The sequence below is a fragment of the Thermoanaerobacter thermocopriae JCM 7501 genome, assembly GCF_001310975.1.
Lineage (GTDB): Bacteria > Bacillota > Thermoanaerobacteria > Thermoanaerobacterales > Thermoanaerobacteraceae > Thermoanaerobacter > Thermoanaerobacter thermocopriae.
In genome coordinates this window covers 1-23,006 of record NZ_BAZY01000027.1, presented here as the reverse complement: position 1 = coordinate 23,006, position 23,006 = coordinate 1, and the positions used below count along the sequence as shown (strand labels likewise).

Genomic DNA, 23,006 nt, shown 5'->3' with positions numbered 1-23,006 from the left:
GAAAGGGGGATAGAGAGTGAGGCTTGTAAGCCAGCCTCAATAAAAGAGCTATGGTAGAGAGAAAAAACAGTAAGAGCATTCTAATAGTAGATGACTCTAGATTAATACGGCTTATTGTTAAAGATAGATTAGGGGTAGAAGGATATGATGTTGAAACAGCAGCCACTGCTGAAGAAGCAATATTGAAAGTAAAAAATAAAAAAGAATTGTTTGATTTAGTAATTGTAGACATAAATCTGCCGAATCAAAACGGTTTTGAATTTATACGGAAACTAAAATCGCAAGCGGAATACAAAAATATTCCAGTGATGATATTAAGTGGAGATGCTACAGCACCTTCGATTAGACGGGCAATAGAAGTTGGTGCAGTAGAATATCTCATTAAGCCCTTCAAAGCAGCTGAGCTTTTAAAACGTGTAGTAAAACTAATAGGATATGTTGAAGAAGGAGATCACTATCCGGAACTTAAAGAGCTGCTAAGAAAAGAAATAAACCGCGCCAAAAGAAGCAATATAAATCTCTCTTTAGTTCTGGCGCAATGCGAGGAAAAAGCCAAAATTGGGATCTCAAAAATAGCAGACCAGGTAAAGAACAAACTTCGTGACATAGATACAGTATTTGAGGTTGATAAAAATACTTTGGCTTTAATTCTTCCTATTACAGGAGCTAATGGCACAGCGGTCGTAATAAAAAAACTTAAAGATAAATTGCCGGGGAAATGGTATTTTGGCATAAGTATATATCCCGATAACGGGAAAAATGAAGGAGAGCTAATTAATTTTGCAAAAGAAAGCGTGATGAAGGAAATATCGAATTCAGTTCAAGAAAGGGAAGAAGCAAAAGAAAAATAAAGTTATTTAGGTAGCCATTAAGAACTTTGCTTGTTTGTAGTATATTAGAAGCGCTCTTGACATATTAAAAAAACTTTGATAAAATGGCCTTGCATGGACTTTTAATCAGCTGATGATGGTTAGAGTCCCTAATGGCACACCAATTTTAATATGCGGGCATGGCGGAATTGGCAGACGCGCCAGACTTAGGATCTGGTGTCTTATGACGTGGGGGTTCAAGTCCCTTTGCCCGCACCAGTAAAAATTTCGAGGAATAATATATTTTTGAAAGAAATAATGCAGTAAGCATTATTTTTTTTGTATAAAATTTACAATAACTTGTGTTTGATTCACCGTTTTTTTATGTTATAATATTATAAGTTTAGAAGACCTTATACCAAAGAAAGAGAATAGGAGGATTTATTTAATGGGTGTGAGTCTTAAAAAATTAGAGAAAAGTGTTGCCACGATTGAACTTACAATTCCAAGTGAAAAATTTGAAGAGGGATTAAATTTTGCTTTTAAGAAAAATGCATCTAAATTTAATGTACCTGGTTTTAGAAGAGGAAAGGCTCCGAGAGTAATCGTAGAAAGATATTATGGCGAAGGAGTCCTTTATGAAGATGCTGTAGAATATGTTTTTGATGAGGCGTATAATGAGGCTCTTAAAACGTTTAATTTGCAACCTGTTGATTACCCACATATCCATATTTTACAAATTGGTAAAGGGAAAGATTTAATTTTAGAGGCAACAGTGCCTGTAATGCCTGAAGTAGAGTTAGGAGAATATAAAGGCATAGAAATTGAAAAAATAGAGTATGATGTGTACGACGGGGATGTAGAATACGAATTAGAAAAATTAAGACAGCAAAATGCGAGGATTGTGCCTGTAGAAGGAAGAGCGGCTGAGAGAGGAGATATTGCTGTAATAGACTTTGAAGGATTTATTGATGACAAGCCTTTTGAAGGCGGTAAAGCCGAAAATTACCAATTAGAATTAGGTAGTAATACTTTTATTCCAGGGTTTGAAGACCAAATAATAGGACACAATGTAAATGAGAATTTTAATGTAAATGTTACTTTCCCTGAAGATTATAGAGTGGAAGAATTAAGAGGCAAATCTGCCGCTTTTAAAGTTACCCTCAAGGCGTTAAATAAAAAAGAATTACCTGAGTTAGACGATGAATTTGCAAAAGATGTAAGCGAATTTGAAACAATAGATGAATTAAAAGCTGATATAAGGAAAAAATTAGAAGAAAGAAATAGGCAACAAGCAGAAAATGAAATGAAAGAGAAAGCAGTAATGAAAGTTGTAGAAAACGCAAAAGTTGATATACCAGATGTTATGGTGGAAAGACAGATAGACGCTTCTTTGAGGGAGTTAGATTACAATTTGAGATATCAGGGATTAGATTTAGACAGGTATTTATCAATTACAGGGAAGACATTAGAAGACTTAAGAAAAGAAATGTGGGAGGGAGCTCTAAACAGAGTAAAAACTCAGCTTGTCATAGACAAAATAGCTAAAATTGAAAATATTGAAGCTACAGAGGAAGAATTAGAAAATAAATTAAAAGAGATGGCAGCGAATTACAGAATAAATTTGGAAGAATTCAAGAAAAGTCTTACTGAAAGCCAGATAAACAGCATAAAAGAAGATATAGCTTATTATAAGACGATTGACTTTATTTTTAGTCAGTGTAAAATAATAAGTAAAGAGGAGTGATGATTATGAGCCTTGTACCGATTGTTGTAGAGCAGACTAATAGAGGCGAACGTTCCTACGATATATTTTCACGTTTGCTAAAGGACAGGATTGTCTTTTTAGGAGAAGAAATAAATGATACTACAGCAAGTTTGGTTATTGCACAGCTTTTGTTCTTGGAAGCTGAAGACCCTGACAAAGACATCTGGCTTTATATAAATAGCCCAGGAGGTTCAATAACTGCAGGTTTTGCCATTTATGATACTATGCAGTATATAAAGCCGGATGTAGTAACTTTATGTGTCGGAATGGCGGCATCCATGGCTGCATTTTTATTAGCAGCAGGTGCGAAAGGAAAAAGATTTGCACTTCCTAATAGCGAAATAATGATACATCAGCCTTTAGGAGGAATGCATGGTCAAGCTACTGACATTAAGATTCACGCGGAAAGGATATTAAAGTTAAGAGATAAGTTAGATAGAATACTTGCAGAAAATACGGGGCAGCCTATTGAAAAGATAAAGGCGGATACTGAAAGGGACTTCTTCATGGATGCGGAGGATGCAAAAGCTTATGGCATTATAGACGAGGTTCTTATCAGGAATAAAAGATGATGCCCCTAAAGAGGTGAAATTATGGCCAAATATGATAACCAAAAACAACTAAAATGTTCCTTTTGCGGGAAAACACAGGACCAGGTAAAAAGGCTAGTTGCAGGACCTGGTGTGTATATTTGCGATGAGTGTATCGAACTTTGCCAAGAAATCATAAATGAAGAATTTGAAGAAGACATGGATATGGGAATGGGAGAACTTCCCAAGCCAAAAGAAATAAAAGAATTTCTTGACCAATATGTAATTGGGCAGGAAAAAGCTAAAAAGGCATTAGCTGTTGCTGTTTACAACCACTACAAGAGAATTAATAGCAGGCTAAAACCAGATGATGTAGAACTTCAAAAGAGCAATATTTTGCTTTTAGGTCCAACAGGTTCTGGCAAGACCTTATTGGCTCAGACACTGGCGAAACTTTTAAACGTTCCTTTTGCGATAGCTGATGCAACTTCTCTAACTGAAGCTGGGTATGTAGGTGAAGATGTAGAGAATATACTCTTAAAGCTTATACAAGCAGCAGATTATGACATAGAAAAAGCGGAAAAAGGTATAATTTACATTGACGAAATAGATAAAATAGCAAGAAAGTCAGAAAATCCTTCTATTACTCGTGATGTCTCAGGAGAAGGCGTACAGCAGGCCTTATTAAAAATTTTAGAAGGAACCATTGCAAATGTGCCGCCACAAGGTGGGAGAAAACATCCTCACCAAGAGTTTATACAAATTGATACCACTAATATATTGTTTATATGTGGTGGTGCTTTTGAAGGCCTAGAAAAAATAATAGAGTCGAGAATTGGGAAAAAGACTCTGGGATTTGGCTCTGATGTGCAAAGCAGAAAAGAGAAGAATATTGGTGAAATTTTAAGCCATATAATGCCTGAGGACCTTCTAAAATTTGGTATGATACCCGAATTTATAGGAAGGGTTCCTATAGTAGTTACGTTGGATCCTTTGGATAAGGAAGACTTAGTGAGAATATTGACAGAGCCTAAAAATGCTTTAGTAAAGCAATATGAAAAGTTGTTTGAATTAGATGGCGTAAAACTGGAGTTTGACAAAAAAGCTTTAAATCTTATAGCAGATAAGGCATTAGAAAGGAAAACAGGCGCAAGAGGCTTAAGAGCTATTTTAGAAGAGATAATGCTGGACGTAATGTATGAGATACCTTCTAGTGAGAATATAGAAAAATGCATTATTACTGAAGAGACGGTATTAAAGAAAGCTCCACCGACATTGGTTTACTCAGATGCTCAAAAAACTAAAAAGAAAATAAAAAAGACAGAATCTGTTTCGTAATGAATTTTTTACATTAATCCCCCTTTTCCTTCGCATACTAAAAAAGTGAAGGGAAAGGGGGGTTGGATTATATTGCATAAAAGAGGGTGAAGATATGACAGAAAAAAAGTATATATTACCAATGATTCCTTTAAGAGGATTAACTATTTTTCCGTACATGGTACTACATTTTGATATAGGAAGAGAAAAGTCAATTAGGGCATTAGAAGAAGCTTTTATGAAAAACCAGCTAATATTTGTTACAACACAAAAGGAAGTGGAGGTGGAAGACCCGACTGTTGACGACGTTTACAAAGTTGGAACTATTACAAAAGTTAAGCAAATGTTAAAACTGCCAGGAGAACTTATAAGGGTTTTGGTAGAAGGGATAAGTCGTGCTGAAATTCAACAAATAACAAGAGATGATGAATTTTTTGAAGTGGAAGTGATAGAAAAGGAAGAGCAAAAAGAAATTGAGAAGACGCCAGAGCTTGAGGCTTTAATGAGAAGCGTTACTTCAGCTTTTAAAGAATATGTAAATATGACTTCGGGACTGCTATAGAGAGTTTGTATAGTGTATTAAATATAGAAGAACCTGGAAGACTAGCAGACATGATTGCTGCTCATATATCTTTAAATACGAATCAAAGTCAACAGCTTTTGGAATGCTTTGATGTAAATAAAAGATTAGAAACTCTTTTAGAATTTTTGATGAAAGAATTAGAAATATTAAGCATTGAAAAAGAAATAAATGCAGAAGTTAGAAGTCGAATTGATAAATTGCAGAAAGAATATTATTTAAGAGAACAATTAAAAGCTATAAAGGCTGAATTAGGAGAGACAGATGAGATTGATCAAGAAGTTGAGGAGTATGAAAAGAAAATAGAGGAAAAAGATTTACCCGAAGAGGTTAGAAAAAAGGCAAAAGAGGAATTAAAACGCCTTTCCAAGATGGCGCCTGGTTCAGCAGAAGCTTCTGTGGTGAGAACATATTTAGATTGGATATTGGATTTGCCTTGGAATTATGAAACAGAAGATATTTTAGATTTGAAAAGGGCACAGAAAATATTGGATGAAGACCATTATGGATTGAAGAAAGTAAAAGAGAGGATAATAGAGTTTTTAGCAGTTAGAAGTTTTTACAACAAAATTAAAAGTCCTATTTTATGCCTTGTAGGTCCTCCAGGTGTGGGTAAGACTTCATTAGGTAGGTCTATTGCCAGAGCAATGAACAGAAAATTTGTTAGATTATCTCTTGGTGGGGTAAGAGATGAGGCAGAAATAAGGGGACACAGGCGTACTTATGTAGGAGCTATACCAGGGGGTATTATAAATTCCATAAAAATAGCTGGGTCAAAAAATCCGGTGTTTTTGTTGGATGAAATAGACAAAATGAGTTCAGATTTTAGAGGTGACCCTGCCTCTGCAATGCTTGAAGTCCTTGATCCAGAACAAAACTCCACTTTTAGAGACCATTATCTTGATTTACCTTTTGACCTTTCAAAGGTCCTGTTTATAACAACGGCTAACACTACAGATACTATACCTGCACCTCTTTTAGATAGAATGGAAATTATATATGTTTCTGGATACACTGAAGAAGAAAAACTTCACATTGCAAAAGACTATTTAATACCTAGAATTTTAAAAGAACATGGGGTGCCAGATAACAAGATAATAATCCAAGAATCTGCTATTTACGGAATAATTTCGGAATATACTCGTGAAGCAGGAGTAAGAGGTTTAGAAAAAAATCTATCACAAATTGTAAGAAAGGCTATAAAGAAGATAGTGGAAGAAAACGCACAAGTAATAAAAGTTGGAAAAAGAAATTTACAGTCTTACTTAGGCAAACCTATTTACCGTACTGACAAAGCGAACCAAAAAGACGAAATAGGGATAGTTTTTGGACTTGCATGGACAAGGGTAGGAGGAGAAATTTTAACTGTAGAAGCCTCTATAATGCCAGGAAGCGGAAAACTCAATCTTACTGGACAATTAGGAGATGTAATGAAAGAATCTGCCCAAGCTGGTCTTAGTTACATAAGGGCAAATGCCAATAAACTAAATATAGATAAAGATTTTTACAAAAATGTTGATATACATATACACGTACCTGAAGGTGCAATTCCAAAAGATGGTCCTTCAGCAGGAATAACTATGGTGACAGCTATGGTTTCCGCTCTTAAAAAAGTTCCTGTGAGGAAAGATGTAGCGATGACGGGAGAAATAACTTTGACGGGCAAAATCCTTCCAATTGGGGGAGTAAAAGAAAAAGTTTTAGCAGCCAATAGAGCAGGGATAACAAAAGTAATACTTCCTGAGGAAAATAAAAGGGATTTAGATGAGATTCCTCAAAGTGTAAAGCGAAAATTGGAATTCAAGTTTGTGGAAAGGATTGATGAGGTCCTCGACTTTGCATTGGTTAAGGAGGGCTGTTATGAAAATTAAAACTGTGGAATTTACCAGATCTGCTTTTAATGAGGAGCAGTATCCAAAAGACGATCTTCCCCAAATAGTAATTGCTGGGAGGTCAAACGTGGGCAAATCTACATTGATAAATACAGTACTAAATAGAAAAAATCTTGCAAAAACAAGTTCAAGACCTGGCAAAACTCGAGGTATAAACTTTTATTTGATAAACAACAAATTTTATTTAGTAGATTTGCCTGGATATGGCTATGCAAAAGTTTCAAAAGAAATGAAAAAACAATGGGCGCATAATATAGAAACTTTTCTCAACACCTCTCGCAATTTACGACATGGATTACTTTTAATAGACATACGAAGAGTTCCAACTGAAGACGATTTATTAATGATAAATTGGTTTAAATATAAAAATTTACCTTTTACTGTAGTACTAACTAAAGCGGATAAAGTAAGCAAATCACAAGCCCAAAAAGCGGTGAAAGATGTTTGTAAAATTTTTAACATTAATCGAGAAGAGGTTGTAATATTTTCTGCGTTAGAAAAGATTGGAGTATCACAAGTGTTATCAATTTTTGAAAAGAATGTGTAAAAATGAGATTTTGAGCGATTTTGCGAGAAATTTAATTGACGAGAAGAATAATTATTTAAAATTTTGACAAATTAGTTACAGATAGTGTATTTTAAATGTTATAAACAATTTGTATTAAAAATTTATAAGAGGTATAATTTATGGGTGAAATTCTGTTGATAGTTAAAATATTGACAGAAAGTATTTTGATATGCGAAATATTTTGTATCAGAAATTTTTGAGTTGAAGATTTTACATTACGGGTTTATAATTATATGTGTTGGGGGGGTAAGAAAAAGGAGGCGAATTAAGTGCAAATACAATCACCAGTAGTGTTTACAATACCTCTATTTGGCGGCATACCTGTTACAATGACAGTAGTAGTTGAGTGGATTATAATGGCTGTATTGATTGTTGCTGCTTCTGCAGTTACAAAAGGATGGAAACTAGTGCCTGAAGGTACACAGAATATGGTAGAGCTTATAATAGAGGGATTTAATAAATTTGTAGAGAATTCTTTAGGGGAGTATTGGAAAGATTATACTCCCTATTTAGGAACTGTAGCAGCTTTTTTGATTTTGGCCAACACTATAAGCATTTTTGGATTAGCACCTCCTACTAAAGATATAAGTGCGACTTCTGCTCTTGCCCTTATGTCAATTATTACTGTTGTTATAGCTACCATAAGAGCAAGAGGAGTTAAAGGGTATGCAAAATACTTTTTTAAGTCTCCAATAAATTTTTTTATTAATGTTTTAGATTTATTTACAAGGCCTTTGTCATTGGCAACCCGACTCTTTGGCAATATATTTGCAGCTGTTACAATAATGGGACTTATAGAAAGGGCCGTCCCAATAGTGCTTCCTGCGGTATTTAGCATATACTTTGACCTTTTTGACGGTCTTTTACAAATGCTAGTGTTTGTGTTTTTGACAATGCTGTATATTCAAGAGGCCATAGAAGAATGAATGACAATTAATAATAAACGACAAAGAATTAAAAATTAGAATTAAAAATTATAATAAATTAATAATGAAAAGGAGATGATTTAAATGGATTTGACAGTTATTGGCGCAGGTATTGCTGCATTAACAGGTATAGGAGCAGGTATTGGTATAGGTATTGCTACAGGGAAGGCAGTAGAGGCTGTGGCAAGGCAACCCGAAGCAGGTGGGAGGATTATGCAGCTTCTTTTATTAGGTGGCGCTCTTGCTGAGGCGACAGCCATTTATGGCTTACTGGTAGCATTCCTCATAATAATATTAAAGCCATAAGCTCAAAAGAGATTTCCTGATGAAAGAAGGGAAAAAAGTTGGGCTTTTTTAACATTTGGACTTTCATCTTTACAATAATCAACATACTTGTTCTCTACTATATACTAAAAAGGCTCTTATTTAAACCTGTTACGCAATTTCTTGAAGATAGAGAAAACAAGATTAAGTCTTCTTTGGAAGAAGCAGAAAGAGAAAAACAGGAGGCTTACAATTTAAAAGCAAAATATGAGGAAATATTGCAAAATGCAGACAATGAGAAAAAAGCTATTATTGAAAGGGCGCAAAAATTGCGGAAGAAAGAGCAAACAAAATTATAGATGATGCTAACAAAGAAGCTAAGGCTATAATAGAGAGAGCTAAGGAAGAAGCGAGTTTGGAAAAGATTAAAGCAATGCACGATTTAAGAGAAGAATTATCTCAACTGGTCATTGATGCCGCTTCTCGTGTGCTGGAGAAAAAGCTTCCAATTAATGATGAAGACATCATAGAGGAAGTAATCGAGGAGGCTGGGGCATCATGGCACAAGTAATTGCTAAGCGGTATGCTTATGCCCTTTTTAATGTAGCAAAAGAGCAAAATAAATTGAAGGAATATCGCGATGAGTTAATGAAAGTAATGGAAATCTTGCAAATTGACAAGGTAAAACAAATTTTTAATAATAAAAGCATTGATAAAACCAAAAAGATAAAATTTGTAGAACAAATTTTGAAAGATTTTGATAGAGAAATAGTAAATTTTATAAAAGTCATAATATCAAAACAAAGAGAAAACATGATTGGGGAAATTATAGATCAATTTACGAGTTTGTATAAAGACTATTTTAATATAGTGGATATAAAAGTCATTTCCGCCCATCCACTGAGTGAGGACGTATTGCAAAAGCTTAAAGAAAGATTAGAAAAAAAGCTGTCAAAAAGCGTAAACATAGAGCCATTAGTCGATAAAAATATATTAGGTGGCTTAAAACTCATCATTGGAAACACTGTAATTGATGGTTCGATAAAAGCAAGGCTTAATGCACTTCTTAAAAATATTAAACAGGCAATGTAAACTCAGTTTAAGAAGGTGAAAATATGGCCATAAAACCCGAAGAAATAAGTTCAGTTATAGAAGAAAAAATAAAAAATTTTGATTTCAACATTGAAACACAAGAAATTGGTCATGTTATTCAGTCAGGGGATGGAATTGCCAAAATTTATGGCCTTGACAATGCTATGTTGGGAGAAATGGTGGAGTTTGAAAGCGGAGTCGTGGGAATGGTCTTAAATCTTGAAGAAGACACGGTTGGTGCTGTAGTTATTGGAGACCCTGAAAAAGTTAAAGAAGGGGATACAGTAAAAAGAACAGGAAAAATCATGGAAGTGCCTGTTGGGAAAGAAATGTTAGGAAGAGTAGTAAATCCTCTAGGGCAACCCATTGACGGCAAAGGGCCAATAAACTATGAGGCAGAACGCCCTATTGAATATCCAGCTCCACCAATCATCAAAAGGAAATCTGTTGATACACCTTTACAAACAGGCATTTTGGCCATAGATTCTATGATTCCAATAGGAAGAGGGCAGAGGGAATTAATAATAGGAGATAGACAGACAGGCAAAACTGCAATAGCCATAGATACTATAATAAATCAAAAAGACAAAGGTGTATATTGTATATACGTTGCTATAGGACAAAAAGCCTCAACTATTGCAGGGATTGTAGATATGCTTCAAAAACATGGCGCTATGGAATATACAACAGTTGTTGCCTCAACTGCCAGTGACTCAGCCGCACTTCAGTATATTGCACCTTACGCAGGATGTGCCATAGGAGAACATTTTATGTACCAGGGTAAAGATGTATTAGTGGTTTATGATGACTTGTCCAAACACGCAATAGCTTATAGAACTATATCCTTGCTTTTGAGAAGGCCACCGGAAGGGAAGCATACCCTGGTGATGTGTTCTACCTTCACTCAAGGCTTCTTGAACGCTCTGCGAGACTTGCAGATGAATACGGCGGAGGTTCTTTGACTGCTCTTCCCATTGTTGAGACGTTGGCAGGGATATATCGGCATATATTCCAACAAATGTAATTTCAATTACGGATGGACAGATATATCTTGAATCAGAGCTTTTCCATGCAGGGATACGGCCAGCTATAAACGTGGGCTTATCTGTATCCCGAGTAGGCGGTGCTGCACAAATAAAGGCGATGAAAAAAGTGGCAGGCCATTTAAGGCTAGAACTTTCTCAGTATAGAGAATTACAGGTTTTTGCTCGTTTTGGTTCTGACTTGGACCAAGCGACCCTTGACGTTTTAAGACAAGGGGAAAGGATAATTGAAATCACAAAACAACCTCAATATCAGCCAATGCCGGTCGAAGATCAAGTAATTGCCATATATACTGTGATGAATAGATATGTAACTGATATTGAGGTAGAAGAAGTGAGACCTTTTGTAAAAGGACTTTTAGAATTTTTAGATATAAATTATCCCGAAATAAAACAGTCAATAAGGGAAACAAAAGATTTAACCTCTGAGACAGAGGAAAAGTTAAAAGCTGCAATTTTGGAATACAAACAAAAGTACGCCCCAAAGGGTGATAGCTAATGGGAAAAAGAGATATAGCCTTACGTATCAAAAGCGTCAAAGAGACCAGAAAGATTACAAGAGCTATGTATTTAATATCAGCTTCAAAGTTTCAAAAGGCAAAAGTCATGTTAGACAATGTAAGACCTTATTATCATAAGGTTTTGCTTACTATGAGGGATATATTGCTTCACACCGGGGAAGTTACTTCCCGGTATCTTGAGAAAAAAGAGCAAGACAAAAAGGATAAGAGAAAATCTCTAATAGTCATAACAGGAGATAAAGGCCTTTGTGGCACTTACAATCACAATGTCATAAAAACAGCTCAAGAAATAATTGACAGGGAAAAGATAGACTCAATTGTTGTAATAGGTGAAGTGGGGCGACACTACTTTGTGAAAAAAGGATACAATGTAGACATAGAATTTCTATATACTGCTCAAAATCCAACAACAGCTGCAGCAGGGGAAATAACAGATTTCATACTAAATGCCTATGATAAAGGACTGGTAGACGAAATATCTATTGTCTATACTGAAATGCAAGGACTTGTGCAAAAGGTAAGAGCCTTGAGGCTTTTACCTTTGGATATTGATAATTTTATGGAATTAGCTAAGGAAGGGAAACCTGAAAAGAAGAAAGTAGTAATTGACAGTGACATGGTATACGAACCTTCTGCTGCAGAAGTCTTTAACGTACTTGTTCCTGAGTATCTAAAAGGCCTAATATACAGCATACTTGTTCAAGCTTTCGCTTCTGAACATTTTTCAAGGATGGTAGCAATGGATGGTGCAACGTCAAATGCTGACAAGATGATAAACAGACTTACATTAGAATACAATAAAATGAGACAATCTTCTATTACTCAGGAACTTTCAGAAATAATAGCAGGGGCATCTGTATAAAAGGAGATGATAGATTGAAGAAGGGATATATTACACAGGTCATTGGTCCTGTTGTTGATATAAAATTTGAAGGAGAACTTCCACCTATAAACAATGCTATAAAAATACCCATGGGGGATAGAGAATTAATTGTTGAAGTATCACAGCACGTAGGTGACAATATAGTAAGATGTATTGCGATGGCTCCAACTGATGGCTTACAAAGAGGAATGGAATGTATAGATACAGGCAATACCATAATGGTTCCTGTAGGAAAGGGAACCTTAGGTAGGATGTTTAACGTGTTAGGGCAGCCGATTGATGAATTAGGGGAAGTCAAAGATGTAAAATACATGTCGATTCACAGAAAAGCACCTCCTTTTGAAGAGCAAAGCCCTGCTACTGAAATTTTGGAGACGGGGATAAAAGTTATAGATTTACTAACTCCCTATCCGAAAGGGGGCAAAATAGGGCTTTTTGGCGGGGCTGGTGTTGGCAAAACTGTTTTGATAATGGAGCTTATACGAAATGTTGCGATAGAGCATGGTGGCTATTCAATATTTACAGGCGTTGGTGAAAGGTCCCGTGAAGGAAATGAATTATGGCATGAAATGCAGGAATCAGGGGTTCTCGACAAGACCGCTTTTGTATTTGGGCAGATGAATGAGCACCGGGTGCCAGGATGAGAGTAGCTCTTGCAGGACTTACAATGGCAGAGTATTTCAGAGATGAAGAACACCAAGACGTACTTTTATTTATAGATAACATCTTTAGATTTGTTCAGGCGGGTTCAGAAGTTTCGGCACTTTTAGGAAGAATGCCTTCTGCAGTTGGATATCAGCCTACTTTGGCAACAGAGTTGGGGCTTTTGCAAGAGAGAATTACTTCTACCAAAAAAGGCTCCATCACATCAGTTCAAGCTGTTTATGTACCTGCCGATGACCTAACTGACCCTGCTCCGGCTACCACTTTTACTCACTTGGATGCGACAACTGTTTTGTCAAGAAGTATTGCTGAAATGGGAATATATCCTGCTGTTGATCCATTGGATTCTACTTCCCGCATATTAGAGCCCCATATAGTAGGAGAAGAGCATTATTCTGTGGCAAGAAAGGTACAAGAAATCTTGGAGAGATATAAAGAACTACAGGATATAATCGCCATATTGGGCATGGAAGAGCTGACAGACGAAGACAAACTCATTGTTTACAGAGCGAGAAAAATACAGAGATTTTTATCCCAGCCCTTCTTTGTAGCAGAAACTTTTACTGGAATACCTGGTAAATACGTGCCACTGAAAGAGACCATCAGAGGATTTAAAAAGATTGTAGAGGGAGAAATGGATGACATTCCAGAAGCCGCTTTTTACATGGTAGGAAACATTGACGAAGTCTATGAAAAAGCTGAAAAGATGAAATGAGGTGGAATGAATGGATAAAAATTTTCACCTCGAGGTTTTAACTCCTCATAGAAAATTTTATGAAGGGGATGTGGAAGAGATAATAGTTACTATAACCACTGGTCAAATAGGTATTTTAAAAGGCCATATCCCCATGACAGCAGCCATAGGTACAGGTACTTTGCAGATCAAAGAAGATGGCCAGTGGCGAGAAGCCTTTATTTCCGGTGGCTTTATGGAAGTTAAAAGAGATAGTGTGACAATTTTGTCCAGTGCAGTGGAGTGGCCTGAAGAAATTGATATAGCTCGTGCTCAAGCGGCTAAAGAAAGGGCAGAAGAAAAACTCAGACAAAGAAGAAGTAAACATGAACATCTTTTGGCGGAAGCCGCTTTAAAAAGAGCATTAACGAGGCTCAACATTGCAAGTAAATATCACCGTATGTAAATATAGAACTTCCTACTGGTAATTTAAAAGCAGTAGGAGGTTTTGTTATTTGCCTGTTTCTTTTTCAGGTAGTTCAGAAAGAACTATACCGGTAAACATAAAAATTCCACCTAGTATTGCTCTAAAAGACATTACTTCACCCCCAATTAAAAAAGCAGCTATTGCAGCGAAAACTGGTTCTAATGCAAATATCAAAGCGGCATGGGTAGCAGTAGTATAGGCTTGCATTGTATTTTGTGCAACAATAGCAAAGGCCGTAGCGAAAACACCAGTTATTACAATTGCTGACCATACATTGAAAGATGTAGGTACAAAAGGCTTTTCAAGTAACAAAGTTATAATGCCGCTTAAAAGTGCAACTATTCCTATTTGAATAGTAGCGAGCAAGTATGTATCCAAGGTGGAGGCATATTTTGCTATTAAAACAATCTGCATTCCAAACGCAAAAGCACACAAAAGCGTCAAAAAGTCACCTATGTTAATAGATAAATCAATATTTGCAGTAAGCAGTATAAGTCCTATAAAAGCAAGTACAATTCCCAAAATTGAAGATTTTGAAGGTTTTCTTTTAAGAAACACTGCTTCTAAAATTGGTACTAATACTACGCTAAAGCCGCTTATAAACCCTGATTTGGATGCTGTAGTGTATTTAAGTCCCATTGTCTGAAAGGCATAACCTAAAAAAAGCATTGCCCCAATTACCGAAGCAACAGCCAATGTTTTTTTGTCAATGGTTTTTAATTTTTTATGAAAAATTATTGTAAGAAGCAAAAAAGCTAATAAAAAACGTATAAAAAGAAAGTTGTATACCGGAAGTGTCTGTATAGCATTTTTGACTATTATAAATGTAGTTCCCCACACCATAGTTACTAAGATAAGCACAATGTCGCTTTTAAGTTGCGTTGACAAGCTATCTCCTCCTCGTATGTTACTAAAATAAAGCTATAGTTTAAAGTTGTGAACAATTGGCATACGCCTTCCTATTCCAAAGGCTTTGGTGGTGACTTTGAGTACAGGTGCTGCTTGTTTTCTTTTGTACTCTATTCTGTTGACTTTATTTATAACATCTTTTACCAATTTTTCATCATATCCCTTTTCTACTATTTCTTTTACTGACCTGTTTTCCTCTATATACATTTTCAGTATTTCATCTAAAATCTTATAAGGAGGTAATGAATCTTCATCTTTTTGATTAGGTCTTAATTCTGCAGAAGGGGCTTTTTCAATTATAGAAATTGGAATTATTTCTTTTCTTCTGTTTATATATTTCGCAAGCTCGTATACCATCGTCTTAGGGACATCTGCAATTGGTGCAAGGCTTCCACTCATATCTCCATAAAGAGTGCAATATCCCATTGCCAATTCTGATTTATTTCCGGTAGTTAAAACAATGTGCCCTTCCCTATTTGATATAAACATTAAATAATTACCTCTTATTCTTGCTTGTATATTTTCTTCTGCCAGGTCACCTATGGCGCTGTTATCACCATTGAAAACGGATAAATAACTTTCAAACACGGGCTCTATTGGGATTACTCTAAATTCAATTCCCAAATTTTCAGCCAGTATTCTTGCATCACTTTTACTTCCTTCAGAGGAGTATCTTGAGGGCATTGAGACGGCAAGAACATTTTCTTTTCCTAAAGCTTCTACTGCAATAGCACAAACTACTGCCGAGTCTATTCCACCGCTTAAGCCTACTACTGCCTTTTTAAAACCTGATTTTTTACAATAATCTCTTACACCAAGGACAAGAGCATTATATACCCATGATATATCCTCTTTCATTTCGGGGAGCTCTTTAAAATTTTTCAACTCATCAATATCGACAATTTTAATGTCTTCCTCAAAAGCTTTAAGTTGTACCACTCTTTTGCCCTCTTCATTTACTACAAAACTAGAACCGTCAAATATCAACTCATCATTTGCACCAACTTGATTCACATAGATAAAAGGAATTGCGTACTTTTTTATCTTTTTCTCTATCATTCTACTCTCATGTTTTGTTTACCCAGGTAATAAGGAGAGGCTGAAATATTTATAAAAATATCAGGCTTTAACTTATATTGCTCTTCTAAAACATCAACAGAATAATCTACATTTGGCTCAAAAACATAATCTTTCCATATATCTTCACATATATTAACTCCCAATTTTATTCCTTTAAAAGAAGCTACCTCTCTTAATTGTGCTGGTTTGAAATATCTTTTTTCATCAAACACGTCATAGTTGGGAAGTAAAGTCTTGTCAAAAACCTCGACTATTTTACCGTCATAAATAAAAAAAGCAGAATTATAAAGGTTGCCTTCTGTGTCTTGCCTTACAGTACCCAGTATTACTCCAATTTGATAAGTAGCAGGTAAAACTATTTCATTTATATATTTTTCATTGGCCTTTAAAAAATCTTGCATAAACAAAAAGTCTTTAGGAGGATAGCCTACAGTAGCTAGTTCAGGGAACACCACAAGGTCAGCTTTTTGGTATTTTGCTCTATTTATAAACTCTACTATCTTTTCGAAGTTTCCTTTTATATCTCCTACAACTGGATTTATTTGTGCCAATGCGATTTTCATTAGTTTTCACCCCGCAGTTATAGTACTACAATACATATTTTAGCACATAAAAAGACAAAAAACACTGTTTTCTATCTCCACCTTATCAGCTTTTTTTCAAGATACACTATAAAAATATACATCAAGGCAGACAGTATTGAGAGTATCAAGACACTTGTCATTACTAAATCCAACTTAAAAATTTGACCGCCGTAGACAATCAAATATCCCAAACCTGCCTTAGAAACTAAGAATTCTCCTGTAATTACTCCCACCCAGGAAAGTCCGATATTTATTTTTATGGCGGAAATAATCGTTGGAACACTGGCAGGAAGAATACATTTTGTAAGTATTTGCATTTTTGTGGCACCAAAAGTTTTTAAAAGTTTTATTTTTTCTTCGTCAACTTCCTTAAAACCCGTTTGTAAGCTTATTATAGTGACTATCAGTGAAATAGCGAGAGCCATTGTAATTATTGGAGCTTCTCCATTTCCCATCCAAACTATAAATATAGGACCCAATGCAATTTTAGGGAGGCTATTGAGTACTACTAAATAAGGTTCTGCAACTTTTGACAAAAAGTCTGACCACCACAAAAGTATAGCGATTATCATGCCAATTATTGTGCCAAGAGTAAAACCTATTATCGTTTCACTCAAAGTAACCCATATGTGCATAAAAAAATAACCATTCTGGCTTAAAGTCATCATAGTTTTTAACATTCTTGAAGGCTGACTGACCAAAAAAGGGTCTACAATTTTGTATCTTGCTACAATTTCCCATGCTGCAAAAAAGAGGACTAATATTGTAAATTGAGTGATTCGCACCAATATGTTTTTTCTCTTTACCTTTTTTAAAAATTCCCTGTGCTCTTTTGAAATATAAGGGGTTGCTGCTTCATACATGGACATTCAACTCCTTCCAAATAGAATTAAAATATTCTCTAAACTCAGGGGCTTTTCTGCACCCTATTGGAGAGCGGTCTTCACAGGTTAAAATAATGTCATAAATCTTTTTAACATGGGCAGGCCTATTTGATAGAACTATAATTCTGTCACACATAGAAATTGCCTCTGAGATATCGTGGGTTACTATGACCGCAGTTTTTTGCTCGTATTTAAGAATTTTATACACTTCATCGGATATAGCAAGTCTTGTTTGGTAGTCTAAAGCAGAAAAAGCTTCATCTAATAAAAGTATATCAGGTTTTAAAGCCAATGTTCTTATGAGAGCGGCTCTTTGCCGCATTCCTCCTGACAATTGATTGGGATAATAGTTTTTAAACTCTCTAAGGCCGTATTTTATAAGCAAACCTTCTGCGTATTTTTTGGATTCTTCTGTTAGGCTTTTTTGTATTTCAAGTCCAAGTAGCACATTTTGCCATATATTTCGCCATTCAAAGAGGTGGTCTTTTTGAAGCATATAGCCTATTTTTCCATTTACCTCTATACTTCCGTAAGAAGGCTTTAAAAGGCCGGAAATAATCGAAAGAAGAGTAGATTTACCACAACCAGAAGGGCCTATAATCCCTACAAATTCTCCTTCGTACACATCAAAAGAAATATTTTTTAAAGCTTCAGTTTCACCATCTAAGGTGTGATAATTAAAGGATACATCTTTGAGGCTGACCATTATTTTATTCATAAAAGACACTCCCTTCTATGCGAAGTTAATAAAATGGGAGTTGTGCTCAATATGGGACGGACATATTGAGCACAATTTAAAACTTTACTTTTTGATCATTTTTTCAGCTTTTTCAGCGAAAGTATTGTTGATTAGAAGGTGAGAGTCCACCTTTTCTTTTATTACACCTGCATCTAAAAGTATATTTTGTAGGAAATCAAAGTCCTCAGCTTTCATTTTTAGAGTGGTGCCCCAGGTGTTTTGACTTTTGTACCTATCAATTGCTGTCGCCATAAGGTCTACATCAGCATCTGGGAAGAAAGGCTTAATTGCTTCCGCTACTTCTTTAGAGGTGTGAGAGTCTACCCATAGCATCCCTTTATATACTGCATTCACAAAACGCTGTATTATATCAGGATGTTTTTCAATATAGCTTTTTCTTGCATTAAAAGTGGTATAAGGAACTTCATGACTGGAGGCGCCAACTGATGCAACGATGTATCCTCCCTTTTCCTTTTCGACTAAAGAAGCTGTAGGCTCGAATAATGCCACATAATCTGCATCAGAGGACATAAAGGCACCGGCTGTGGCTGTAAATTGAAGATTGGTGATAAGGGTCAAATCTGTCTTTGGGTTTATGCCGTGCTCTTTTAAAATGTATTCCAGTGTCATTTGAGGCATCCCACCGGGTCTCCCGCCTATTACCTTTTTACCTCTTAAATTTTCCCATTTAAAGTCCGGTTCAGGCTTTTTTCCCAAGAGAAAAGATCCATCTTTTCTTGTCAATTGACCAAAATTTACAAGATAATCATCTCTTCCTTCTTTAAGTACGTATACAGTCGTTTCGGGCCCTTGAAGCCCTATGTCTGCTGTGCCAGACAAAACAGCTGTTGCTGCTTTATCTGACCCTTGAGCAGTTGTAACGACAAGCTCTAGTCCCTGTTCTTTGAAAAAGCCTTGGCTTACAGCTACGTAATAGGGAGCGTAAAAAATAGAATGGACTGTCTCTATGAAATTGATTTTTGTAAATTTTTTACTTTTATTAGTACACCCTGCAAATAAAGAAACTGTTAGGGCTAATACTAAAAGGAATACAATTAAGTACTTAAGCCTCATATCCATCCTCCTTTTTCTATTTTCACTTTATTATATTCTTGCAGTTAAAATGTGTGATTGACACAAATTGTGCCTTTTTGCGATTTTAAATTTGTAAATGATATTTGATAAAAAGAAGGAAAAGTGAAATTTTTGTCGAATATGTATATACTGTGGTCTTAATGGATTAAAATGCTACAAGAGAAGGGGATTGAAGATGGCACAAAAAGTAGCTGCAAAAAAAGGAAAGACAATAAAAAAACAAGCCAAAAATGTGTCTAGAAGTTTAATAGGCATAAATACAGTATTTTACATACTCCTTTTAATTCTTGTATTTTATCCACCTTTTTTTAGAGGCATGTACTTTGAAAAAGAAATGTTCCTACGATTGCATTGACTTCTGCAGTATTTATTATATGGGCTATCTTTAAAATTGTGAAAAAAGAACCTATAGTGAGTACTACCCTAGATTATGCTGCTTTATCTCTTGTAGGGGCATACATAATCTCTACTTTTTTGCGGTAAATATAAGAGCGAGCATAGGTGAAGTTTTGAGATATTTTGACTATTTGTTCATATATTTTATGGCTAGTAGAACCGTAAGAGATAACAAAAAATTTTTATGTTGTTAAACGTGCTAGTTTTAAGCTCTTTTGTTGTGGCAATTGTGGGACTTGGGTCTTCAGTTAATCTCATTCATTACAACGGTTCATGGGTAGGAGGCAGGATAAACTCTACTTTTCAATACCCCAATACAACAGCTTCATTTTTGATGGCTTTTTTCCTTGTCAATCTAGCTTTAATTTCTTACACTGATAATAAATATTTAAAGGCAATATACGGAGTGACCGCTTATACACAGTTTTATGCTTATGTATTTACCTTGTCTCGCGGCGCATGGCTTATGCTTCCTTTCCTTGGCATTATCCTCATGCTTTTGATGCCAAGGGGCAAAAGAATAGAACCTTTTATATATTTTGTGGGAGTTGTGATTGCTTCAGCACTTCCTATAGTAAAGTTTAATTCGGCAGTTGCCAGCGGTGTAGCTTCTACCTTAATCAAATGGTATTTGATTGGGGTTTTTGCTTCACTAATTGTTACATACGCAATAAGCTTTATTGTAAGTATTGTCAATAAAATAAATGTAAGAGCAGGAATAGCTATTGCTGCAGTAACTGGAGTTTTTGTGTTAGCGGCAGGGTATATAGTTTTTACGACACAAGTCCCTTTGACTTTAAAACATGATGCAGAGGAGCCTGACAGTATAAAAAGTGTTACAAGGTTTGTAAGTGCAGAACCTGATAGAATATATGTGTTAAAATACGAAGTTACAGCTAAAAATCCCTCAAATAAAGATTGGGCTTACGGTATAATAATAAACAGTAGAAATGAAAATGACCAATCTACTAAAATTGCAGAATTTTACGATAAAGACAATTTCGTAGGAGAAAAAACAATAGAATTTACTACTTTGAAAGACACAAAAAGGCTTTCCATAACATTTGTGAATAACTTCCAAAATACGTCAGTAACTTTTACAAAAGCACAAATATATCCTAAAAATGCTCCTCATGAAATACAAAACATAATGTTAAAATATAAATACTTGCCAGAGGATATTGCATCCCGTGTACAAGATATAGACTTTACCAGCCGCAGTAGTTCACAGAGGATGCAATTTTACAAAGACGGGTTTAAAATTTTCAAAGATTATCCTATATTTGGAGCAGGTGGCGGCGCATGGTCATCACTATATTTTAAATACCAATCTTACCTGTATTGGACTACACAAACCCATAACTATTTCATGCAGGTGCTTTTAGATACCGGTATTATTGGAGCTATCGCTATAGTATTTTTGTTAGTGTCACTTTTCAGGAGCATGTACAGAGTATATAAAGGATATTTAGAGGACAAAGGCGGAATTTTAATTGCTGCTGTTATAGTAAGCGTAGTAAGTCTTTATGCTCATGCTGCAATGGATTTTGACCTGTCGCTTTCTGCGGTATCTATTGCACTTTGGGCATTAATTGGTGTAATAAACTCTTTGGATATACTAAAATTTAAAATAAAAGACAAAAAGATTTACTTAAACTATTTAGCAATACTAGTAGCCTTCGTTGTAATGTTTATGTCTGGTTCTATGTCAGTAGCGTTAAGTTATGCTGTAAAAGGGGATAACTTTTTGAGACAACAAATTTGTTTGGCAGAACAAATTACGAAAAAGCAGTATCCTATGACCCATGGAATGCAAAATACAGAATGACATACGGGCAAATTTTAACTGCCTTGGTGACCAGTTAAAGGATGCTGTAAAGCTTCAAAAAGCGATGTTTGAGGAAGAAAAAGCCGTGCAGTTAGAGCCTTTCAATTCTCAACTTAATGCACAATTAGGGGCTTTCTACCTTGCACATGGACAAATTGACCTTGGCCTTAAATACGTATTAAAAGCGGTAGAAGTACAACCATTGAGGCCAGAAAATTATCAGCAATTAGCTGATGCTTATAACAAGGTTGGTATGTATTATTTAAACAATGGAGATAAAGAAAAGGCAAAGGAATTTTTGCAAAAAGCGGTTGATGTGCAAAAAATGTTTGACAAAGCAAACTCCAAATCCTTAGAGCCCAAACCTATGACTGAAACGACCAAAAAGATAATAGAAGAATCCAAAAAGGTACTTCAAGAGATACAATAAAGGTGTATCTCTCTTTTTTTATCTTGATTACTCATAATAGAAATGGTATGATAAAGTCAGCAAAGGTTTTTATATGTTTTCATCAGTTCTTACTTTGTCATCTCACGACTCCCCAGTAAATTGGACATCGAGATACACTATAAAGTGTGTCTTTTTTTGTAAAGTATGGTATAATTAATTAACTGATAAAATATTACTTCTTTATTATTTTGAACCATTACTTTTATTTTATCTTTCTAAGTAGTAAAGTACCACGAAAAATCTCAGTTAAAAAGCGCAAAATAAGGAAAATTAGGAGTGGTAAGAATGAAGAAAATACCCTATGGAATGTCAAATTTCAGAGCGATGAGAGAAGAAGGATATCTTTACGTAGACAAGACGATGTATATAGAGAAGATAGAGAACCTAAACAGCAAATACCTGTTTTTCATAAGGCCGAGAAGATTTGGGAAAAGTCTTTTTCTTTCCACATTAGAGAACTATTATGACATAAACAATGAGAAAGACTTTGAAAAACTATTTGGCGACTTGTATATAGGGAAGAATCCGACAAAACTAAGAAACAGTTATACGGTATTAGAGCTTGACTTTTCAGGATTAGATACAGGCAATAGAGAAAGATTAGAAAAATCCTTTAAACAAAACCTAATTGATTCAATAAGCAGCTTTTTAAACAAATACCGAAATATGTTTAAAGACATAGACGAAATAAAAGAGCATATCAAAAAGAAATCAGATATAAAATCAATAATAAACCAACTAATTGAAGAAGTAGAGAAAGTAGGTAAAAAGATTTATCTAATAATAGACGAATATGACCATTTTGCCAATGACATAATAGCGATGGGGGACAGTGAATTTTATAGAGAGATAGTGAGGGCATCAGGTTTTGTAAGGGACTTTTATGAGACATTGAAGATAGGGACAAAAAGAGTAATAGACAGGATATTCATAACGGGTATATCCCCGATAATGTTGGATGACTTAACAAGTGGATTTAACATAGCATTAAATGTCACAATGGATTTAAGCTTAAATGAGATGC

Annotated in this window: 20 protein-coding genes, 1 tRNA gene and 4 pseudogenes; 20 read left to right on the top strand and 5 right to left on the bottom strand. The window is 35.2% G+C overall.

Annotation, left to right across the window (positions count from 1 at the left end):
- Positions 1 to 50 precede the first annotated feature (50 nt).
- From JCM7501_RS09815 to JCM7501_RS09745, 16 genes and pseudogenes are all read left to right on the top strand, one after another.
- The gene (locus JCM7501_RS09815; RefSeq protein WP_028992010.1) at positions 51 to 851 is read left to right on the top strand and encodes a response regulator; all 801 of its coding nucleotides are present in this window, start codon (positions 51 to 53) and stop codon (positions 849 to 851) included.
- A gap of 152 nt (positions 852 to 1,003) precedes the next feature.
- A tRNA-Leu gene (locus tag JCM7501_RS09810) sits at positions 1,004 to 1,088 on the top strand.
- 169 nt (positions 1,089 to 1,257) lie between these two features.
- Complete coding sequence (gene tig, locus JCM7501_RS09805; protein ID WP_013149990.1) at positions 1,258 to 2,556, top strand: trigger factor; 1,299 nt, start codon at positions 1,258 to 1,260, stop codon at positions 2,554 to 2,556.
- Positions 2,557 to 2,561: 5 nt separating this feature from the next.
- Positions 2,562 to 3,149 (top strand): ATP-dependent Clp endopeptidase proteolytic subunit ClpP, encoded by a 588-nt coding sequence (gene clpP / locus JCM7501_RS09800; RefSeq protein WP_012994730.1) that lies wholly within the window; start codon positions 2,562 to 2,564, stop codon positions 3,147 to 3,149.
- Between the two features lie 21 nt (positions 3,150 to 3,170).
- The gene (gene clpX, locus JCM7501_RS09795; protein ID WP_028992011.1) at positions 3,171 to 4,445 is read left to right on the top strand and encodes an ATP-dependent Clp protease ATP-binding subunit ClpX; all 1,275 of its coding nucleotides are present in this window, start codon (positions 3,171 to 3,173) and stop codon (positions 4,443 to 4,445) included.
- A gap of 94 nt (positions 4,446 to 4,539) precedes the next feature.
- Positions 4,540 to 6,875 (top strand): annotated as a pseudogene (lon, locus tag JCM7501_RS09790) (endopeptidase La).
- Complete coding sequence (gene yihA / locus JCM7501_RS09785; protein ID WP_028992013.1) at positions 6,865 to 7,443, top strand: ribosome biogenesis GTP-binding protein YihA/YsxC; 579 nt, start codon at positions 6,865 to 6,867, stop codon at positions 7,441 to 7,443. Before lon ends, yihA begins: the two are co-directional and overlap by 11 nt.
- A gap of 290 nt (positions 7,444 to 7,733) precedes the next feature.
- The gene (locus JCM7501_RS09780; protein WP_012994734.1) at positions 7,734 to 8,390 is read left to right on the top strand and encodes a F0F1 ATP synthase subunit A; all 657 of its coding nucleotides are present in this window, start codon (positions 7,734 to 7,736) and stop codon (positions 8,388 to 8,390) included.
- 84 nt (positions 8,391 to 8,474) lie between these two features.
- Positions 8,475 to 8,696, top strand: a complete 222-nt coding sequence (gene atpE / locus JCM7501_RS09775; RefSeq protein ID WP_012994735.1) for an ATP synthase F0 subunit C — start codon at positions 8,475 to 8,477, stop codon at positions 8,694 to 8,696.
- 38 nt (positions 8,697 to 8,734) lie between these two features.
- Positions 8,735 to 9,013 carry an ATP synthase F0 subunit B gene (locus JCM7501_RS16670; protein WP_256201370.1) on the top strand — a complete coding sequence of 93 codons (279 nt, stop codon included), beginning with the start codon at positions 8,735 to 8,737 and terminating at the stop codon, positions 9,011 to 9,013.
- 56 nt (positions 9,014 to 9,069) lie between these two features.
- On the top strand, positions 9,070 to 9,225 hold the full coding sequence (locus JCM7501_RS16665; protein WP_256201369.1) for a hypothetical protein: 156 nt from the start codon (positions 9,070 to 9,072) through the stop codon (positions 9,223 to 9,225).
- Positions 9,213 to 9,746 carry an ATP synthase F1 subunit delta gene (gene atpH, locus JCM7501_RS09765; protein WP_012994737.1) on the top strand — a complete coding sequence of 178 codons (534 nt, stop codon included), beginning with the start codon at positions 9,213 to 9,215 and terminating at the stop codon, positions 9,744 to 9,746. Before JCM7501_RS16665 ends, atpH begins: the two co-directional genes overlap by 13 nt.
- 23 nt (positions 9,747 to 9,769) lie before the next feature.
- A pseudogene (atpA, locus tag JCM7501_RS09760) lies at positions 9,770 to 11,288 on the top strand (F0F1 ATP synthase subunit alpha).
- Complete coding sequence (gene atpG, locus JCM7501_RS09755; RefSeq protein WP_028992014.1) at positions 11,288 to 12,172, top strand: ATP synthase F1 subunit gamma; 885 nt, start codon at positions 11,288 to 11,290, stop codon at positions 12,170 to 12,172. Before atpA ends, atpG begins: the two are co-directional and overlap by 1 nt.
- Before the next feature lie 14 nt (positions 12,173 to 12,186).
- Positions 12,187 to 13,571 (top strand): annotated as a pseudogene (gene atpD / locus JCM7501_RS09750) (F0F1 ATP synthase subunit beta).
- A gap of 10 nt (positions 13,572 to 13,581) precedes the next feature.
- Entirely contained in the window at positions 13,582 to 13,995 is a 414-nt protein-coding gene (locus JCM7501_RS09745; protein ID WP_013150000.1) for a F0F1 ATP synthase subunit epsilon, read from the top strand.
- Positions 13,996 to 14,040: 45 nt separating this feature from the next.
- Here JCM7501_RS09745 and JCM7501_RS09740 read toward each other — a convergent pair whose 3' ends face one another.
- From JCM7501_RS09740 to JCM7501_RS09720, 5 genes and pseudogenes are all read right to left on the bottom strand, one after another.
- Complete coding sequence (locus JCM7501_RS09740; protein ID WP_013150001.1) at positions 14,041 to 14,904, bottom strand: DMT family transporter; 864 nt, start codon at positions 14,902 to 14,904, stop codon at positions 14,041 to 14,043.
- Positions 14,905 to 14,937: 33 nt separating this feature from the next.
- Positions 14,938 to 16,568, bottom strand: a pseudogene (locus JCM7501_RS09735) (NAD+ synthase).
- 71 nt (positions 16,569 to 16,639) lie between these two features.
- Positions 16,640 to 17,452, bottom strand: a complete 813-nt coding sequence (locus JCM7501_RS09730; protein WP_013150003.1) for an ABC transporter permease — start codon at positions 17,450 to 17,452, stop codon at positions 16,640 to 16,642.
- Entirely contained in the window at positions 17,445 to 18,191 is a 747-nt protein-coding gene (locus JCM7501_RS09725; protein ID WP_028992017.1) for an ABC transporter ATP-binding protein, read from the bottom strand. Before JCM7501_RS09725 ends, JCM7501_RS09730 begins: the two co-directional genes overlap by 8 nt.
- Before the next feature lie 84 nt (positions 18,192 to 18,275).
- Positions 18,276 to 19,286: an ABC transporter substrate-binding protein gene (locus JCM7501_RS09720; RefSeq protein WP_028992018.1), complete on the bottom strand. Its 1,011-nt coding sequence runs from the start codon at positions 19,284 to 19,286 to the stop codon at positions 18,276 to 18,278.
- A gap of 196 nt (positions 19,287 to 19,482) precedes the next feature.
- Here JCM7501_RS09720 and JCM7501_RS15065 point away from each other — a divergent pair, with 196 nt between their 5' ends.
- The 4 genes from JCM7501_RS15065 to JCM7501_RS09710 all read left to right on the top strand — a co-directional run.
- Entirely contained in the window at positions 19,483 to 19,662 is a 180-nt protein-coding gene (locus JCM7501_RS15065; RefSeq protein WP_256201368.1) for a hypothetical protein, read from the top strand.
- A gap of 225 nt (positions 19,663 to 19,887) precedes the next feature.
- Positions 19,888 to 21,531, top strand: coding sequence for an O-antigen ligase family protein (locus JCM7501_RS09715; RefSeq protein WP_256201367.1), 1,644 nt, complete (start codon positions 19,888 to 19,890; stop codon positions 21,529 to 21,531).
- A complete protein-coding gene (locus tag JCM7501_RS15060) occupies positions 21,509 to 21,961 on the top strand; it encodes a tetratricopeptide repeat protein (RefSeq protein ID WP_256201366.1) in 453 nt (150 codons plus the stop codon). Before JCM7501_RS09715 ends, JCM7501_RS15060 begins: the two co-directional genes overlap by 23 nt.
- A gap of 306 nt (positions 21,962 to 22,267) precedes the next feature.
- Positions 22,268 to 23,006, top strand: a 739-nt coding sequence (locus tag JCM7501_RS09710; protein WP_156202117.1) for an AAA family ATPase, incomplete at its 3' end; no start/stop codon positions are given.